This is a genomic window from Paenibacillus rigui (genome assembly GCF_002234615.1).
Taxonomy (GTDB): Bacteria; Bacillota; Bacilli; order Paenibacillales; family NBRC-103111; genus Paenibacillus_S; species Paenibacillus_S rigui.
Genome location: NZ_NMQW01000039.1, coordinates 1 through 16,966, shown reverse-complemented (window position 1 = coordinate 16,966; position 16,966 = coordinate 1). Strand labels below are relative to the sequence as shown.

Sequence of the window (16,966 nt, the reverse complement as noted above, 5' to 3'; positions counted from 1 at the left end):
AAATGAACAACGTTGAGCGCGAATCATCAACAGAAGTGACAAAACTAAGCAAATCGTGCAAATGACGGGGGAGGGAGTCACAATTGGCATCCATTGAGTTTGTGAATGTCACGCAATCGTTTGATAAGCATGTCGTGATCCAAGATCTGAATTTAACCATCGAGGACGGGAAATTCACCGTGCTGGTCGGGCCTTCGGGCTGTGGTAAAACCACACTTCTGCGAATGATCGCAGGATTGGACCGCCAAACCTCAGGACAGGTGCTCATTAATGGGAAGGATGTCTCCCGTATTCCTTCAGGCCAGCGGGGCGTAGCGATGGTATTTCAGAACTATGCCATCTATCCGACCATGTCGGTGCGGGAGAACATCGAATTCGGCTTGAAGAATAACAAAGTGCCCAAAGAGGAACGGACCCGGTTGGTCGAGAGCATCAGTGAGACCGTTGGCCTGCGCCCTTACCTGGACCGCAAGCCGTCGGCCTTATCCGGCGGTCAGCGGCAGCGGGTAGCCCTCGCTCGTGCCATGGTCAAAAAACCGTCCGTGTTTCTCATGGATGAGCCGCTATCGAACCTGGACGCCAAGCTTCGCGTGCAAATGCGCATTGAATTGATCGAGCTGCACAAAAAGCTGGGCTCCACATTCGTCTATGTAACCCATGATCAGGTGGAAGCCATGTCGATGGCGGATACCATCGTGCTGATGAACCAGGGGCAAATTCAGCAAAAGGCGGCTCCGGAAGTCATATATCGCCGGCCAAGCAACCTGTTTGCCGCCCAGTTTATCGGCGTCCCTCCGATGAATGTGGCCGAACTCGGAACCGAAGGGGTTAAGTTCGGATTTCGGCCGGAGAGCGCGGTCTTGTCTACGGAGCCGGTCGATTCCCGCTATGTGGCCCGCGGTGTTATCGTCACCAGAGAAATGCTGGGCTCCGAGACGATTTATCAAGTGAAGGTCGATCAGCAATCGTACATGGTGAAATATACGGACGATTTGTTTACTGTCGATCAGCAGGTGTACCTTTCGGTCGAGGCCTCCAAAATGTATTTCTTCGGAGCGGACGAGTATTGTATCGCCAATGAGGATGCTTCCTACGATACGTATATGAACAGTCTAAGAGGTAACCGGTATGGATAATAAACGAGCTTGGGAAGTCATTCGCCCGTATGTCATGATTTTACCGGCGATGGTCGGCAAAATATTGTTCGTCATCTACCCGATTTTTTACTTGATCAAGCTGAGCTTGTATAAGTACAACATATTGAACAAAGCCAAAAGCAAGTTCATCGGGCTGGATAATTTCAAGGAAATATTTTCACGGGCCGATTTCTACAATGCGTTGATGAACACGGTTATTTATACCATTTCAGTCGTATTCCTGACGCTGGCGCTAGCGCTGCTTTTTGCCGTATGGCTGAACAAAAAAGGGATTTTTAACGGTATTGTGCAGGCCGGTATTTTTACGCCGCATATCATTTCGATCGTATCGATCGCCTTGGTGTGGATGTGGCTGATGGAACCGAACTACGGTATCCTGAACTATTTGCTCAAATCATTGGGGCTGCCCGGGCTGTCCTGGCTGCAAAGCTCCAATACCTCGCTCATGTCCGTGATCATCGTTTCGGTCTGGCAAAACGTCGGTTATTACACCTTGATCATCGTAGCTGCACTGCAAAGCATTCCTCCGACCATCTATGAGGCCGCCGAGCTTGATAATGCAGGCAAGTTCAAAATGTTTTATAAAATTACGCTGCCGCTCATTTCACCTCAGCTGTTCTTCATTCTGATTATTATGACGATCGGCTCGTTTAAGGTGTTCGATACGGTCAAAATTATGACGGGCGGAGGGCCCAACGGCTCGACGACCACGCTCGTTTATTACATTTATGAATTCAGGACGACCAGTATCGGCTACGCATCGGCGACGGGAGTTGTCTTAATGGCCATTATAGCTTTATTGACCTTCGTCTACTTCAAGGTGCTTTCCAAAAAGGTGCATTACCAATAATGCCCGTTTTCCAAACTAATGAAAGGGAGGTGGCTATCCGGTGCTTGCGCGACTAGAACAGCAGGCGGTCAAGGAGGAGCTGCGTCTGACACGGCTCTGGAGGATATGGGGCTTTGTATGGAAGGCGATTATACTCTTGGTGTTCATCTTTCCTTTTCTATGGATGATATCGACCTCCTTACAGACGCTGCAGGAGACGCTGAAGTTTCCGCCTACCTGGGTTCCCTCGGTTCCTCAGTGGAAGAACTTTGCGGAGGCTTTGCGATCCGGTCCTTTTTTGACCTACTTCAGCAACTCCGTCATTATCACGTGCTCCATTATTTTATTACAGATGGCGGTCATGATACCGGCAGCCTACGCTTTTGCGAAATATAAGTTTATCGGCAAGGAATTCCTGTTTGGCATCGTTCTGCTGGCCTTTATGATTCCAGGGCAGGTCACATTTATCCCGGTCTATCTGATGCTGGCGGATTTCGGCTGGATCAAAACGCTGCTTCCGCAAATTCTTCCTTTTATGTCCAATGCTTTCGGCATCTTTCTGTTAAGACAGTACTTTATGCAAATTCCACAGGAGATCATCGAATCGGCCCGTTTGGATAATGCCAGCGAGTTCAAGATTATGAAGGAAATCATGATTCCGATGTCGATGCCTGCGCTTTCTACTATTGCATTGTTCAGCTTTGTCAGTCATTGGAACGATTACTTCTGGCCGCTCGTTATGACCGATTCGGTGGATGTACGGCCCTTGACCATGGGGATCGCCACGCTTCGGGAATCCGAGGGCATCACCAATTGGCATACGATTATGGCGGGAAATGTAATATTGGTCGTGCCGATTCTGGTTGTCTACTTATTTGCTTCCAAGCAAATTTTGAAGGCATTTGTCTACTCTGGGATTAAATAAGCTTCGCAAAATCTATCTTTATATGACAAACGGAGGAACATCCTAATGAGAAAAATGAAAAAAACGATTCCAGCGATTACCCTGGCAGCCATGATGATGACCGGCATGCTGACAGCCTGCTCCGGAGGAGGCGCTTCTCAAGAACAGGCCGCATCACCCCAGTCTTCGACGCCTGCTACTCCGGCAGGCAAATCGAAGGTTCAGTTCTGGCATTCTCTTGGCGGCAAGAACGGGGAAAATTTGGATGCGATGATCAAGCGTTATAACGAGTCCCAGGACAAAGTAGAAGTCGTCGGCACCTTCCAAGGCTCTTACGATGAGACGGTGACGAAGCTGCAGCAGGGTGTTGCGGCAGGCTCCGCTCCTGATGTCACTATGCTGGAGCGTGCGTACGTGCAAATGTTCGCAGACTCCGATGTTCTGGAAGATCTGACTCCTTATATGAAGAAGTCCAACTTGAACAAGGATGATTTTACGCAAGGGCTCATGGGTCATTCGGTCTTTGACAATAAACTGGTCTCGCTGCCGCTTAACCGTTCGACGCCGGTACTTCATATCAACAAAACGATGCTGGATGAAAAAGGGCTGGCCATCCCCAAAACGTGGGAGGACATGAAGAAGGTAGCCGAAGCGTTGGTTGTCAAAGAAAACGGTGAATTTAAACGGTATGGGCTGAGCATGCCTTATGATTCGTGGTATCAGCTTGCGATGATCACGCAGGCCAAAGGCAAGTTTCTTAACGATCAAGGCACTTCGATCGGCTTCGGCGGCGGTGAAGGAGCGAAGGCATTCAAGCTGCTGAAGGATATGCAGGCTACAGGCGGGCTTTATTATCCTCCAATGCAGGATTCAGGCAATATTGTCAACCAAATGTTCACCAGCGGCAAAGTCGGGATGATATTCCAATCGACGGGTACTATCGGCGGTATTTCCAACAGCGCGAAATTTGAGTATGTGACGGCCTTCCTGCCGATGGATCAGGTGTACGCGACGCCGACCGGGGGCGCCAACATAGCTATGCTGGCGGGTTCCAAAAACAAACAAGCAGCTTGGGATTTTGTGAACTGGGTTATGACGAACCCGAACGGAGCTCAACAATTTGTGATCGATACAGGCTATTTGCCGTTTACCAAGAAAATGGTCGAGTCCGAACAGATCAAACAGCTGTGGGCCAAAGAGCCGAATCGTAAAGTAGCCTACGACCAGCTGCAATATGCAGTCGATACGAATAAAAGCGTCACATGGCCGCAATTGAATCAGGAATTTAACAAGGCGATCCAGGCGATCATGTATGACAACAAAAATATCGAAGCCACCCTGGATAACTTCAAGAAGGAAGCGGAACGGATTCTCAAAAAATAGTATCGAAAGGAGCTAGGGATATGATTGAAAAACTGATAAATAACCCGTCTCTTATTGTAGCCGGCCATCGGGGCTGGAAGTCCGCTTATCCCGAGAATACGCTTCTTGCCTTTCAAAAAGCGCTGGAGCTGGGCGTCGATATGCTGGAATTCGATCTCCGTTTCTCCAAGGATAGAGTGGTGATGGTCATTCATGATGCAACCGTAGACCGGACGACCGACGGCTCCGGCCCTGTGAGCGATTATACCGTAGCAGAGCTGAAGCGGCTCGATGCAGGCGGATGGTTCGGCAAAGTATTCGAGGGCTTGAAGATCCCTACCTTTGAAGAGCTGTGCGAGCTGCTCGCGGCTTACCCGGAAGTGCTGCTGAACGTGGAGGTGAAGCCGAGCCCCGACGCCAAAGAAGTAGCGGATGCGGCGATCTCCATCCTTAAAGCTAATGGTTATCTCGAGCGATGTGTATTTACTTGCTTCGATGCGGAGGTTCTTGCCTACATTCATGACACGTATCAGTTAAAAACGCAGGGCTTTCCCGGTGAACTCATGTCCAATTATGTTCCCGGTCATGACGGGACGACCTCAAAAATGTGGGCGGTCGGCCTTAATATGAAGCTGCTGACCCCGCAGCTGGTGAAAGAGTATGAGGAATTAGGCATTCTTCCCTGGTGCTATTGCCCTGATAACGAGCAGCAGGTCTATTATGCTCTGGGGTGCGGTTCTACTATGATGACCGTCAATAATCCGCTCCCTGCTATGCAGATTCGCAAACTGAATCATCTTGTATAACATTTCATTAGCCTACACGGAGGTGTACTATGAATAACGTTCGGGAGAAAGGCATGCAAGTATTTCGGAAGCTGGTTGGCGGTAATAGGCGTGTCAGGCTTGCTGCAGTCGTTACTGTTTTTACTCTTCTTCTATCCGTCGTGCCCGGTGTTCAAGCGGCCAAATCGCCGCTGCATTCCAAAATGTTCGATCTGTCCGAGCCTGCGGCTGAACTGATTGGTGATCAAGAGCTGCATAACGGTACCGTTATGCAATCGTTTGCCATCGACAATGTAAACCGGCATATGTACATAGTCCAGCTGATGGCGGGAGGGCAGCAGCTTCCAGACGAGTCCGCTCCCGTTAAGGGGGCAGCCCGTGATCTGAATGGGGATTTGGCGCTGACGAAGCTGGACATGTCGGGAAATAAGCTGGGGTATATGTTCCTCAAAGGGTTCGGTCACGGAGTTCAGATCGGCGTGGAAACCGTCGGTGATACCGCCTATTTGTGGACGGAGACGGATTCCGTAGCCGAAAAAGACGGACATGGCTGGGGGACGCAGCTTGCCAGATTTGCATTTGAGGACGGCAAGGTGCTGACTCCAGGATCACCGGAGCTTGAGAAATTCTCCCTTGTGGAAGGTGCGGACAGGACAACGGTAAATATCGATCCGGCGAATGGACTGCTGACGATGCGGTACCGGATCAATAATGCCTTTCACTATGGGGTCTATGAGCTGGAGAAGGTTAAGCGGCACGTGTATGAGCCTGTTGCAGATGTGCTGCAGCCAAGCGTAGGTACGTTCCAAGGCTTTGCCTCCTATGGAGGGTACTTGTACCTGCTGGAGGGAGATGCCTTCGGTTCGAACGGTTCGACCGCACCAACCGGTAATACTAAAATAACTGCGGTAAGCCTCAACACGGGTGAAGTCGTGGATAAACAGCTGATATCGGCTGGAGATAGCCTTACGTATAGAGAGCCGGAAGGGATGGCCATCCATCTTCCCGATGCGTCGCACCCGCAGAAGGCCGAGCTTACGTTCGGGTTCGCCTCAAGCTTCACTCCGTTACGGTTAGCCAACATTTATACAATAGACCGGCTGCTGCCGGAGCAGGCGATTCTAAATAATAAGCAGAACTAGGCTGGCAGCCTAAGGTTCTGCATTTACCTAACAAAAGAGCAGTCCATGTGCCTCATCTGAAGCGCAGGACTGCTCTTTTTGTATTGTCAGTACATCAGGTTATTTTCGTATCTCCGTCCATATATCCGTTACGGGAACGCCAAGCTCCGCCGCAATGAGCTGAGCGGTGAGCCGCTGAGGCTTGGTTATTTTGCCGTTGCGCAGCTTCGAGATGGTTTGGATCGTGATGCCAGTGGCTTCCGATAATGCCTGGGCTGACATGCTTCGCTGGGCCATAATAATTTTCAGCTTGATCGCCGGATTGTCCGTTTCTTCGGAAGGCTTAAGCTCGGTAATGACGAAGGCATAGTTCAATATATGTCCTGAGCCGTTGAAAAAGGGGCGCAGCATGATTTTCAGCTCCAGCTCGAGTACATTGTTCAGCCGGGTTGTTTTTAATACGAGGTCCTTCACAAGCTTCTTATCCTTCATTTCCGCCAGCGCTTGTTTGATGGCTGGATGATCCTGCTCTGAGATCAGATCGAATACAGAGATATTTTCGTAGAACATCTTCTGCTCGAATTCAAGAATCGGATCAAAATACGGATCGTAAAGCTCGATGATGAGGTCCCGGTTCAAGATACCTGAAACAATAACAGGGACCGGGTGCTTGGCCAGTTGGTGCTGAATCCACTTCCTTGCAGGGATGGGTTCAACGATGACCAGCTGGAGCCGCTCATACGGATCATCCATCGGATGAAGCTCGAGGTCGACGAGAAGTTTCATATTATGCTTTGCGATGATCTCTGTTTCCGTCTTGAAATATTGCCTGATGACGAGATAGTTTCTGTTCTTATGAAGCTCTGAAATATGGGTAGCGGCTATTAGAGAGAGAGGCTCTTTGGTCAGAAACTCGCTTCTCGAATACCCGGTAAGCTCAAGTAATCGTTCGTTGCAATCAACGAATGAAAAGGTTTGGCCATTGTCGGCTGTCTCAATTACGGCCATGGCCTTATGCTTTAGTAAGGTCAGCAAGCTTTGGACGGCTGCATGTGAACTCCATGCCTGTTCTTTCATGATAGCCCCTTCCTGGGAATCAGTTTAACAACCCCTACAGTATGCTACGAACACCTGCGGAAAAGCAAGATGATAAACATTGGAAAGAAGATAAGTTAATTTATTAACCTTGATTGAATAAAACAGGGCAGAGACGCAAGAAAAAGGATTAATGCTGGAGTCCGGCGGCTTTTCCCGGTGAACAGCATGTTTTATGAATTCGAGGTTTTCCCTATATAATTTAACTATAGCTATTCTGAGGTTGCTCCTCTGCTAACCAGACAGAAACTTAAGAGACTTAAAGGGGCCTAAGAATATGAAGGAATGTACAATTGAGGGATGCTCCCAACCTGTAAAAGCCAGAGGTTTATGCTCCACACACCACCAAAGAATGCTGCGCAACGGCTGCCCTCACACCATCAGAAAAAAAATGAAGAAGGAACCGAAGCAATGCCAGTGGGTGAATTGTCAGGCACCTTCCGTTTCGAAGGGGTTCTGCTCCAGACATTATTATGTGTACAGAACAACCCATTTGGACAATCACAATGCCGTGCAATAAAGAAGGGCCCGATGAATTGATGCATTCGGGAGCCTGTGCTATCATTGTTGCAACATCATCTCTCTGAAGGGGAGATGCTAGGGGAGGATGGCGCGGCGAATGATATCATTTATTTTGGCTATGGATGAGAACAGAGCCATTGGGCTCAATAATCAGCTTCCTTGGCGTTTGCCGGAGGATTTGGCCTATTTCAGGAGAACGACGAGCGAACATACGGTTTTGATGGGACGAAAAACGTTCGAATCGATAGGCAGGCCGCTTCCGAAGCGTCACAATGTGATTTTAACGCGGGATCCCCATTTCCGTGCGAAAGGCTGTGAGGTCGTTCATTCTACAGATGAGATCGTGAATAAATATGGTGCCTCGGCCGAACAAGAAGAGCTCTTCGTGATTGGAGGCGCAGAGGTATACCGGATGCTGCTGCCTTATGCGGACAGGTTGTACATAACGGAAATTGCGCATGCTTTTGAGGCGGACGCTTTTTTTGAACCTCTTCACGCGGCGGATTGGACGGAGGTTTCCCGCGTCAAGGGGCCTAAAGACGATAAAAATCCGTATGATTATGAATTCGTACTGTATGAGAGGAACAACCGCTCCGCTTAGATGTCAGGTGAATGAAATCTCCTGGTTTGGTACACCTTAACAAGGAAACCTGACTAGAGAGGAAGAACGAGCATGACCAATGCGAACCAACATCAAATGAATTTGGAGCACGTGATTGACAACGCGGAGAAAGCGATTCAGATCGCAAAGGATGCCGAAATGGCTGTCCGCCATGCGCAGCTGGAATCCAACCCGCAAAAGCTTCAAAGCTCCATTCAGCAGCTTCAGACCGCTCAGCGGACTTTGGAGCAGGCGCAAAGCCAGCTCAGCGCACACGACACGGACTCTGTTCATCAGCAGCTGCAGCAGGTGCAGGACCAACTGACTCAAGCGATCCAAAGCGCCGAGATTGTCAGTGATCATACGGAGCAGCCGAAACAGGTAAGATAGCTGACGCCTCTCTCTTGAGAGCCCCGAACTTGTCATCCGGCAAGCCGGGGCTGTTCGTTTTTTGCATGAAACGGCGGAATTCGAAGCAATCCGACACGATTTGGACAAGACCGCTGGGAAAACGACGAATTTTAACCTTTTTGTCATCCTTTTGTAAAATGCTGCGTATATAATCGTAATTATCTGTTTTTCCAACCAAAAGGAAACGAGGATATTTAACGATGCGAAGTCAATTGAAGCAAAAGAAGCCGAAAATGGGATTGAAAATCGTACTTTCCTGCCTGTTGCTCCTTGTCGCGGTTTTAGGTACATATGCTTATACTTTATATAGACAAACGAATTTGGCTATTGATAAAATCGGCACGGACGAGCCGGTGACGGAGGTGGAGGCTGCGGCAATCAAGACGAAACCGTTAACCGTCCTGCTGCTGGGAATCGATCACCGCGAAGACACCGGAAGCTTGAACTCGGATGTCATTATGGTGGTGACCGTGAATCCGATGACCCAATCGGCTACAGTCGTGTCCCTGCCAAGGGATATGCAGCTGGCACCCAAAGGGCTTCCGTCCCGGAAAGCGAACTATTACTACCCTTACTTTTATAATAGCGACCGCGATCACGCGTATGAGGAAACGAAGAAAGTGTTCAGCGATTATTTGGATGTTCCGATCGACTATGTGGTCACGGTTGACTTCGACGGCTTCCGGCAGACGGTCGATATATTGGGCGGGCTTACCGTCAATGTGGACATGGACATGAGATATGTCGATGATGAGGACGGCACGAACATTAACCTCAAGAAAGGCGTTGCCAAGCTGAGCGGCAAGCAGGTGCTTGATTTTGTCCGTTACCGCAAGTCCAATCGGGGCACCGAGGATTCCAGCGACCTGGAGCGCAACCAGAGACAGCAGCAGGTGCTTAACGAGTTGTTGACGACGGTGAAGAGCGCCGGCGGAATTACGAAGCTGAACCAGATCATTCAAGCGGTGGGCGATCATATGCGAACCGATGTGCCTTCGTCTCAAATCCGCGAATTGATCAGCACGTATTTCACGTTAAAGCCGTCGAATGTGAACTATATCCATTTGGACGGAGATTGGGAAAGTCCTTACATCATCGTGAAGGATGAGGATATCGATAAAGCCCGCGAAGCGCTCAAGCTGCAGCGCGGGGAGTCGCTAACGTCAGCGGATGACGGAGAGAACCGTGTGGGGAATGGTGCCTTCGAGACGAATACCCAACGCAGCGGGAGCTATGATGCTGGCAGCACGAAGGAGCCGGGTACCGGTAAGAGCACGGTGAAGCCAACGGATAAGACTTCCGGGGCGAACCGGACCGATTCCAGCCAAAGCCCTGCCGGCTCCGCCAAGGACAACAACGTCACAGGCACGACCTACGGATCGTCCGTGAAGAAGACGCAGCCTGCCGGAACCTCCAAGCCTGCTTCGCCGAATGAATAGGCTCGTACGTGCCCGTGCGAATAGAGCTGCCCTTTAGAAAAAGGGCGGCTTTTTATATTTTAATCAAATTTTAAGAATAACAAAGTATACTTGAACTGTTCTTTACTATGTTCGTGGAGGTTCGGTACATTGAATTATGATGTGTTTCAATGGATTAATAATTTAGCAGACCATTACGATTGGATCGACGATATCATGGAATTCGGCGCCCAAGGTATAGTGTGGGTAATGATCGTGCTGCTGGCCGTTGTATGGTTTACAGGACGGGAGAGGAACCAGAGGCTTGTGTTTTTTGCCTGTGTATCGACTGCGCTGGCTTTATTGGTGGCAGGCTGGGCTATATCCCCTGTCATTGCCCATCCGAGACCCTTTATGGAGCACAATGTACATCAATTGATACCGCATGCGGCCGACCCTTCGTTTCCAAGCGACCATGCCACATTTGCGTTCTCATTAGCTTTTACGGTTTGGTTTGCGAATAAGCGTCTTGGCCGGCTGCTGATTGTTCTGGCTGTTATTACGGGAGTGTCCCGTATTTATGTGGGCGTGCATTATCCGGCGGACATATTGGGCGGGGCGGCAGTGGCTTTCGTGTCCAGTCTGCTCGTAAGGAAGCTGACGCCCTGGATCGAGCCTGCATGGGCAATCTCCCTGAAATTGTACCGCAAGCTGACGTCACATGTTCCTTTTTTATCAGGGCGGAGCTAATATCGAGCGATGGCTCCAGTATAAAAAACGAAGACCCGCCTCCCAATAGGGAAGAGCGGGTCTATGTTTTTCCACACACCGGAACGACAAAGTCGTTCTTCTATGTCTAAGCTTCGTCAGTTACACCGTTTGACAGAGCTGATAAGCAATCATAAGAGCAAAAGTTAGCAGCGCTGCACCGGTTACATAAGAGATTTTGCGGGTCGGAATATTGGATGTCGTCATGGGCGGCTTCTCCCTCTCTTTTGTCGTCTTTTCTTTTATTTTATAATAACATATCTGAGCGCAGTGTTAAAATTTCGTGAAGCTTATGGGCGGCTATCGCTGCATCTGCTTCAGCTCGTCCAAGGAATAAAAGGTGCCCCGCCAATAAATGCCGCCCTGACGCAGCGTCAAGCCTACCGAACGGATGACGATGTAGCACAGGATGCAGATCGTTACCGGGAGCGCCAGCACTTCTTTCCCGATCCCGCCGGTTAACGAACGGATCAGCTGCAAGTAAATTGCGAGCATCAGCAGGATAGACAGAGCAAAGACCGCACGGATCCAGCCGCCGGGGAGAAGCACCCCGAGGAATGGGAGCAGGAACAGCACGAGCTGGCCGATGATGGCTGCGGCGGCAAGGCTAAGCCGGTACTGGAAGCCGGAAAATAAATTTTTCTCCAAGCCTTTCACGGCTTCCTTCAAGCTTGAATACCATTCGACCGCCAGATGATCCTGGCCGGAGACGAGCCGTTGGCGGAGTCCCGCCCGTTTGACCCTTTGACCGAGCATGAGATCGTCGTCGGGGCGCAGTGCGAAAGCTTTATGCGTGCCGATTCGTTCATAAGCGGCGCGTGTCAGCAAATTAAAAGCACCGATACCCATGCCGTGCTTATGCTGGTGATCTGCATTGGCGCGCCAAGGGCGGACATACAGGCTTAAGGTGAAGAAGAAATAGTTCACGAAAGCCCTCAGCCAGAAGCTCCTCACGATCATCCGCGGAGCCAGCGTCAGATGGTCGACTTCGTGCTCGCGCATATAGCCCACGGCATCGGCCACCGTATCGGGCTCGAACAGGACATCGGCGTCGGTAAACAGCACCAGCTGTCCACGGGCCTGCTGGTACCCTTGGTACAGGGCATGGTTTTTGCCGAGCCAGCCGTCGGGCAGCCGGGTGACGTGAATGATTCGGAGCGGAACGGGAATGTGCTCTTTCCCTTCGGACCATTTGCGCAGCTCCTCCAGCTTGCGTCCGGTCCCGTCTTGGGAGCGGTCATTCACCGCGATAATCTCCAGCCGGGGGTAGGTTTGGTTCAGCAAGTGCTTCACGGTTTCGGTAATGGAAGCTTCCTCTTCCTTAGCGGCAATGATGACAGAGACAAGCGGCAGTTCTTTGGCGCCGTCATCTGCCGAAGCGGAGGCGGTGTACCGCTCAGGCGATGCGGCTGCAGGCTGCGGTACCCTCCCGTAAGCATGGGTGCCGGAGGAAGGCAGTTTAATCCTGTACTGTCGTGATCGAAACGTATCCCATAGCATAAAGATCCAATAGGATAAGGTAAGGAAGGCAATGATGGCGAATGCTAAGTTCAGCATGGCAGGACCCCCGCAAGTTTGAGGTTTTTTTGGCATTATATCACGCCCTGTGAAGGAACAACAAATGCCGGCAAGGCTGTGCTACAATAAGAAATACCAAAGTAAAGCGGCAAAGGAGGTACGCCTCGGTATGAACCCTAACCAACAGCCTGGCCCGCTTCCGCTGATTCGCAAAAAAATAAAAGGCGCCGAGCTTCCCGCATTTCTGCAGTCCATCCGAGACACCGGTGCCGGTGTCCGCGAACTGCTGTTTCTATGCATCGGGACGGACCGGTCTACAGGGGACTCTCTGGGCCCTCTGGTTGGAACGATGCTGGAGGAAGCGGGCTATGACTGTGTCGTCGGCACCTTGCGCCGGCCGCTGGATGCCAGCAATATGAGAGAGAGGCTGCTTGCGGAGGTTGTGCCGCATAGGGCTTCCCGTAAAATCATCGCTATCGATGCTTGTCTGGGGCAAGCATCCTCGATATGCAGCTATCAGGTATCCAATCAACCGATGGAGCCCGGGAAATCGCTCGGCAAGCAGCTTCCTGCCGTGGGGGATTTCTCGATAGCAGGGATTGTGAATGTGGATGAAGGGCAGAAATATGCCATTTTACAAAGCACATCGCTTTACAGGGTAATGAACATGGCCGGTGAAATCGCCGCAGCCGTTACATCGGTGTTTCCCGTTGAGAAGACGTCGGAGGCGTCACTGCAGCAGGATGCGAAGGGGAAGTAACCGGCCTGAAAGCAAGGGGGAACGGATATGAGAAATGATGCGCGCTGGGAAAGCAGCCGACGTGAGACGCTGCAAAGCAGGGGCAAGGCTACGCTCAAGGATGTATCCTTGCGCCGGATTTATGGGTTGTTTCGGGGATATCGCTGGCAGCTGGGCGCCATCGTGGGCTTGGCTCTGCTGGCTGCGGTGATGGGGTTAATTCCTCCGCTCGTCATGAAGGAGATTATCGACAAGGCGATACCGCAGGGCGATAAGGTGCTGCTGATGCAAATGATAGCGCTGATGGTGCTGCTGCCGCTCGCCAGCGGCTTGCTCGGCGTTTGGCAGAACCATGAGAACACCAAGGTTGGCCAAGGGGTGATGCGCGATTTGCGGAGGTCGCTGTTCCGCAATCTGCAGAGGCAGTCGATGCGATTTTTTACGGATGCCAAATCCGGGGAAATTATTCAACGGCTGACCGGCGACGTGCAGGCGGTCCAGAACGTCGTCACCACGGTCATCGTGTCCGCAATCACGCAGGCGGTGATTGTTTTGACGACCGTGATCATTATTTTTGCGCTGGATTGGCGGTTGGCCCTGCTGTCTACCGTCATCCTGCCGTTGTTCATTTTGCCGGTACGCAAAGTGGCGAATATCCGCAAACGTTTGCGTGGGGAGACACAGCGCGTACGGGGGGACATGTCGGCCCAGCTCGGGGAAATATTCGGCGTTTCCGGGGCATTGCTGACCCGGATTTTCCAGCAGGAGCGGCAGCAGGAGAAGCAATTCGACGAACTGAACCAAAAGGTGATGGACCTGGAGCTGCGCCTGAATTTGGTGGGGCGCTGGTACGGCATGGTGCTGGGGATTCTTGGGCCGCTCGGTACGGCACTGATCTATATGTACGGGGGCTGGAATGTGGTCCAGGGGACGATGACCATCGGCAGCATCGTCGCTTTTGCAGCCTATTTGGGGAGGCTGTACGGCCCGATCGGGACGCTTTTGAACCTGCATGTCGAGGTGGCAACCGCTCTGGGCGTATTCCAGCGTATTTTCGAATATGAGGATATGGAGGCTGAGGTAGCCGATGCTCCTACGGCCAGCGAGCTTCCTGCTGCTGCGGGGCATATTGCCTTTGACCGGGTGTCGTATGCCTACCAGCAAGGAAAATATGCGCTTCAGGATGTTTCCTTCACCGCCTTGCCGGGCGAGGTGGTCGCCATTGTCGGCCCAAGCGGAGCCGGCAAGTCGACATTGATCGGAATGCTTGCCCGATTGTACGACCCGACGGAAGGTACGGTTGCCGTTGATGGCTGCGACGTGAAGGAAGTGACGCTGTCCTCACTCCGAAGCCAGGTGGCCTTCGTCACGCAGGAGTCGTTTCTGTTCCACGCATCGGTGCGCGAGAACCTGCGTTTTGCCCGCCTCGATGCAACGGACGAGGAGCTGGAAGCCGCGTGCCGGCAGGCCTACATTCACGATACGATCGCGGCTATGCCTTACGGCTACGATACGATGGTCGGGGAACGCGGACACCGCTTGTCCGGTGGGGAACGGCAGCGGCTTGCGATCGCGCGCGCCATACTCAAAAATCCGCGCATCCTCGTGCTCGACGAAGCGACCTCGCACCTTGATTCCGAATCGGAGGCGTTCGTGCAGGCGGCACTCGATAAGCTGATGCTCGGCCGGACGACGCTGGTCATTGCGCATCGCCTCTCCACAATCCTGTCGGCAGACCGCATTGTGGTGCTGGAGGCGGGTCAGGTTGTGGAAGCGGGCCGCCACGACGAGCTGCTGGAGCGGGAGGGGCTGTATGCGCGGCTGTACCGGACGCAGTTCGCCAAAGCGCTGGAAGCGATTTGATGGTGAAGCAGCCGGTGAGCCGTTTTCTCTTAAAGCGGCGCGGCTTGTTCGTTGCAATAACGTTCCGACCGCTTTGTGCATACAATGAATTTCAGCAGGGCCAGCCTGTTTCTCAACATAACATTAACACAACCGTTTCATACATTTAACAATCGGTTTATATAATAGAGAGCAGGAAGGCATTTACCTTGGAAGGGGCTGACACCATTGGGCGCGATTACTCATGTTAATTATTCCGATCCGGATGGACAAATATATTGCTGTCTTCGTAATAAAGTAGTGAAACTGGATGAGGAGCAGCAGACCCGTTTTTGTCAAGGCTGCAAAATGTTCGGGGGCAACGCGGAAGGCAAAGGCGTCGAGTGCGTATGGGAGGACATGCGGAGCGTCAGCGATCCTTATGTGGTCACAGACCCGATCCTTGAGTTTATCAAAAATCAGACCCGCATCGTCGGGGTCAACTATATGACAACGATGACGGCTTACTTCGGCGGCTAAGAAGGCCAAAGAACCCCGCCCGGACGAATGAATGACCTTCATTCCCGGACGGGGTTTTTGCTGCTTTTGCTTTATACGCCTGCTTTCGCACATGCGGTCTTTACCAAAGGAGCTCCCACAGCTGCTTTCCGATCAAAATCGTTGTAATGCCGATGAACAGCGGCTTGACATAGCGGGAGCCGTGCCGTATGGCCACCCTGGAGCCGACGAAGGCTCCAGCGATCATCGAGATGCCCATGGGCAGCCCGTAGCCGATATGCACGGATTGTAACAGGAAAAAAGAAGCGAGGCTCGCAATGTTGCTGGCCATATTCAGCACCTTGGCATTGCCGGATGCGCCTACGAAGTCAAAGCCGAGCAGCAAAAAGAAAAATAACAGGAACGAGCCCGTTCCCGGCCCGAAGAAGCCGTCGTAGAAGCCCAGGACGACAGCGCACAGTCCGGCAGCTATCTTGGTCCACGCGGTCATAGGGCGGGGAGATGCCGTGGCCCCCCAATTCTTTTTGAGCAGCGTATAGATGAGAACAACGACGAGCAGGCACACCACCAGCGGCTTGAGGAACGTGGAGGGTAGTAAATGGACGGTATAAGTGCCAATAGCCGAGCCGATAAAGGACAACGGGAACAAGGCGAGTACCAGCTTCCCATTGATTTTACCGGATGACAAGAAGGATAGCGTGCTCGTTACGGAGGATAGCGTTCCTCCCAGCTTATTCGTCCCTAGCGCCAGGGTCGGGGGCAGTCCGGCGATGAGCAGTGCGGGCAGGGAGATAAGTCCGCCTCCACCTACGACGGAATCGATGAAGGCGGCGATAAAGCCGGCGGCAATCAAAAAAAGAAGCATATCCAGTGCGGGCCATTCCATGATGCGGTAACCTTCTTTCTAGAGTTCGAACGAATCATTTAACAAGAATTAAGTATATAAAATTCATTCTATCGCTACAATACTCAATTCATGACAAAAGAGGCTGCTTCAAGAAGCGGCCTCTTTACATTCTGGAGAGACAGCGATTCCGCCTTCTCCTGCCTATTCTAGCTTATATTGAAAATACAAATCCTCCTCGGATACCCGAAGGTTGCGCTGCTCCATTGCATAAAGAAGCAGGCCGAGGAAATCCGTATCCAGCTGCATTTGGACGGCATTGACATAACAATCTATCAAATCTTCATCTGCAATTTCTTTGTACATGGTGCTATGGCTCCTTTTTCTGAATAGAACAGTCTGATCTTGCCGTTGTCACTCTCTGACCGTACTTGTATGTTAATATATTAATATACTAATCATAAAGTAAAATGCCTTCAAATAGAGTGCAAAAAGATTGCGTGATAATACATATCTTTTTGCATCGAATAGCCTATATTTCATAGAAAACACCAAAAAGAGATTGTATATTAT

17 protein-coding genes are annotated in these 16,966 nt (G+C 51.3%); 13 read left to right on the top strand and 4 right to left on the bottom strand.

The genetic code is table 11. The features are described 5' to 3' along the window. The first annotated feature begins 83 nt into the window (after window positions 1-83). The 6 genes from CF651_RS24065 (at window position 84) to CF651_RS24040 (ending at window position 6,179) form a co-directional block, all read left to right on the top strand. Entirely contained in the window at window positions 84-1,136 is a 1,053-nt protein-coding gene (locus CF651_RS24065; RefSeq protein ID WP_094017437.1) for an ABC transporter ATP-binding protein, read from the top strand. Beyond that, entirely contained in the window at window positions 1,129-2,007 is an 879-nt protein-coding gene (locus CF651_RS24060; protein WP_094017436.1) for a carbohydrate ABC transporter permease, read from the top strand. Before CF651_RS24065 ends, CF651_RS24060 begins: the two co-directional genes overlap by 8 nt. A gap of 163 nt (window positions 2,008-2,170) precedes the next feature. Then, complete coding sequence (locus tag CF651_RS24055) at window positions 2,171-2,911, top strand: carbohydrate ABC transporter permease (protein ID WP_245856137.1); 741 nt, start codon at window positions 2,171-2,173, stop codon at window positions 2,909-2,911. 45 nt (window positions 2,912-2,956) lie between these two features. Further along, the gene (locus CF651_RS24050) at window positions 2,957-4,273 is read left to right on the top strand and encodes an ABC transporter substrate-binding protein (protein WP_245856131.1); all 1,317 of its coding nucleotides are present in this window, start codon (window positions 2,957-2,959) and stop codon (window positions 4,271-4,273) included. Window positions 4,274-4,293: 20 nt separating this feature from the next. Beyond that, complete coding sequence (locus tag CF651_RS24045) at window positions 4,294-5,058, top strand: glycerophosphodiester phosphodiesterase family protein (RefSeq protein ID WP_094017435.1); 765 nt, start codon at window positions 4,294-4,296, stop codon at window positions 5,056-5,058. 29 nt (window positions 5,059-5,087) lie between these two features. Beyond that, entirely contained in the window at window positions 5,088-6,179 is a 1,092-nt protein-coding gene (locus CF651_RS24040) for a phage baseplate protein (protein ID WP_094017434.1), read from the top strand. A 99-nt stretch (window positions 6,180-6,278) separates the two neighbouring features. Here the strand turns inward: CF651_RS24040 and CF651_RS24035 are convergent, their stop codons facing one another. Then, window positions 6,279-7,235: a helix-turn-helix domain-containing protein gene (locus tag CF651_RS24035; RefSeq protein ID WP_094017433.1), complete on the bottom strand. Its 957-nt coding sequence runs from the start codon at window positions 7,233-7,235 to the stop codon at window positions 6,279-6,281. A gap of 637 nt (window positions 7,236-7,872) precedes the next feature. Here CF651_RS24035 and CF651_RS24025 point away from each other — a divergent pair. The 4 genes from CF651_RS24025 (at window position 7,873) to CF651_RS24010 (ending at window position 10,934) form a co-directional block, all read left to right on the top strand. Further along, window positions 7,873-8,376 (top strand): dihydrofolate reductase, encoded by a 504-nt coding sequence (locus CF651_RS24025; protein ID WP_094017431.1) that lies wholly within the window; start codon window positions 7,873-7,875, stop codon window positions 8,374-8,376. A gap of 72 nt (window positions 8,377-8,448) precedes the next feature. Then, on the top strand, window positions 8,449-8,766 hold the full coding sequence (locus CF651_RS24020) for a hypothetical protein (protein WP_094017430.1): 318 nt from the start codon (window positions 8,449-8,451) through the stop codon (window positions 8,764-8,766). A 221-nt stretch (window positions 8,767-8,987) separates the two neighbouring features. Continuing rightward, the gene (locus CF651_RS24015) at window positions 8,988-10,226 is read left to right on the top strand and encodes an LCP family protein (protein WP_094017429.1); all 1,239 of its coding nucleotides are present in this window, start codon (window positions 8,988-8,990) and stop codon (window positions 10,224-10,226) included. A 129-nt stretch (window positions 10,227-10,355) separates the two neighbouring features. Beyond that, window positions 10,356-10,934 carry an undecaprenyl-diphosphatase gene (locus CF651_RS24010; protein ID WP_179232966.1) on the top strand — a complete coding sequence of 193 codons (579 nt, stop codon included), beginning with the start codon at window positions 10,356-10,358 and terminating at the stop codon, window positions 10,932-10,934. A 318-nt stretch (window positions 10,935-11,252) separates the two neighbouring features. Here the strand turns inward: CF651_RS24010 and CF651_RS24005 are convergent, their stop codons facing one another. Beyond that, on the bottom strand, window positions 11,253-12,509 hold the full coding sequence (locus CF651_RS24005) for a glycosyltransferase family 2 protein (RefSeq protein WP_094017427.1): 1,257 nt from the start codon (window positions 12,507-12,509) through the stop codon (window positions 11,253-11,255). 130 nt (window positions 12,510-12,639) lie between these two features. Between CF651_RS24005 and yyaC the strand changes: the two genes are divergently transcribed. The 3 genes from yyaC (at window position 12,640) to CF651_RS23990 (ending at window position 15,570) form a co-directional block, all read left to right on the top strand. Further along, entirely contained in the window at window positions 12,640-13,230 is a 591-nt protein-coding gene (gene yyaC / locus CF651_RS24000; protein WP_094017426.1) for a spore protease YyaC, read from the top strand. A 27-nt stretch (window positions 13,231-13,257) separates the two neighbouring features. Beyond that, a complete protein-coding gene (locus CF651_RS23995; protein ID WP_094017425.1) occupies window positions 13,258-15,072 on the top strand; it encodes an ABC transporter ATP-binding protein in 1,815 nt (604 codons plus the stop codon). A 207-nt stretch (window positions 15,073-15,279) separates the two neighbouring features. After that, on the top strand, window positions 15,280-15,570 hold the full coding sequence (locus tag CF651_RS23990; protein ID WP_179232965.1) for a hypothetical protein: 291 nt from the start codon (window positions 15,280-15,282) through the stop codon (window positions 15,568-15,570). A 100-nt stretch (window positions 15,571-15,670) separates the two neighbouring features. Here CF651_RS23990 and CF651_RS23985 read toward each other — a convergent pair whose 3' ends face one another. Together CF651_RS23985 and sda are read right to left on the bottom strand one after the other, a co-directional pair. Continuing rightward, on the bottom strand, window positions 15,671-16,435 hold the full coding sequence (locus CF651_RS23985) for a sulfite exporter TauE/SafE family protein (RefSeq protein ID WP_094017423.1): 765 nt from the start codon (window positions 16,433-16,435) through the stop codon (window positions 15,671-15,673). 162 nt (window positions 16,436-16,597) lie between these two features. After that, the gene (sda, locus tag CF651_RS23980) at window positions 16,598-16,759 is read right to left on the bottom strand and encodes a sporulation histidine kinase inhibitor Sda (protein ID WP_094017422.1); all 162 of its coding nucleotides are present in this window, start codon (window positions 16,757-16,759) and stop codon (window positions 16,598-16,600) included. Window positions 16,760-16,966 lie beyond the last annotated feature (207 nt).